The 1,154-nt window shown below is 58.5% G+C and carries 1 protein-coding gene and 1 pseudogene; one reads left to right on the forward strand and one right to left on the reverse strand.

The window, feature by feature from the left end; all coding sequences use genetic code 11:
• Positions 1–652 (forward strand): hypothetical protein (locus XalbCFBP2523_RS15785; RefSeq protein WP_211286580.1); only part of this gene is annotated, 652 nt, incomplete at its 5' end.
• Positions 653–781: 129 nt separating this feature from the next.
• Here XalbCFBP2523_RS15785 and XalbCFBP2523_RS15790 read toward each other — a convergent pair.
• Positions 782–1,154, reverse strand: a pseudogene (locus tag XalbCFBP2523_RS15790) (integrase core domain-containing protein); the annotation flags it as partial.

Below are 1,154 nucleotides of genomic sequence, written 5' to 3' on the forward strand. Positions count from 1 at the left end.
AGTCCGCGCAATGAAAGTCACCCATATCGCCATTGCTTTGGCTTTCGTGTTGCCAGCGGCAACCACCCTACAGATCGCCCATGCCGGCGATGTCTGTTTTTCGAGCAACGACGGCAACGGCGGGTTCGTGAACCTGCTGGGCGACCGTACCTCCTGGGGAATCCCCACGATGCAGGCGAGCAATACGTGGGAGGACTGGATCTGGCGAGGCCCGTTGTTCTACTGCAATCCGAAAGGCTTGCGTTGCAAATACAGCTGGACCAAGGAGAACACCTCGGGGTACCAATGGGCGATCGGTGTGGACCTGGATGTGAGCAAAATCCCCGTCGTCGGAGACTTCTTGGAAATGTTCAACATCAAGGGCCAGTACCAGAAACAAAAAAGCTACACGGAGACCTTCGGCTGGAGCCAGTTGCTCAACCCCGGCAGTACCGCGCAGCCCGTGCAGGTTGTTGTGCGTCGCTGGAAGGCCGGTTACTTCCAGGGTGGTTGGTGGAGGGTCAATGGCGGATCGTGCCAGATCAAACACCTCACTGGAAGGACCGTATACTGGGTGCCTGGCAACCGCTATTGGTGGGACGGTACCGCCCGCTACGGCAATTGGAATGCCGAGGTAGAAGAGAGCCGCTACGCCATGTACAACATCTGGTGATCGTCCATTGCGCATCACACCCTGGCATCCGCGCGTGATGCCACCTGAAAAGCCGTCTTGGCCAGGCGGCTTTTTCGGGTGTTTGACCCGTCCGATCCAGAGTTGATCCCTTTGTCGACTCCCCGCAATTTAGTGCCAGCTAAAATTAGAGGTCTGGGGTTGATGTTGATCATGGAACTCGGTGGGTGTTAGCCCGCCCACGCTGTCGTGCGGGATCTGTTGGTTGTAGTCGGCCAACCAGTGTTCGGTCTGTTCACGGACCTCGCTGAGTGTGCGGAAGATATGCATGTCCAGGACACCACGCCGGTAGCTGCCGTTGAAGCGTTCGATGAAGCCGTTTTGCATCGGACGGCCCGGCTCGATGAAGTCCAAAGCGATGCCCTGGCGCTCGGCCCACTCCGCCAAGGCCCGGGCGACAAATTCCGGCCCGTAGTACCTGTGGAAGCATGTTCGGATAACCGCGCCATGCCGCGATGCGCTCCAATGTGCGGATGACGCGGAC

The organism is Xanthomonas albilineans, assembly GCF_002939705.1.
Taxonomy (GTDB): domain Bacteria; phylum Pseudomonadota; class Gammaproteobacteria; order Xanthomonadales; family Xanthomonadaceae; genus Xanthomonas_A; species Xanthomonas_A albilineans.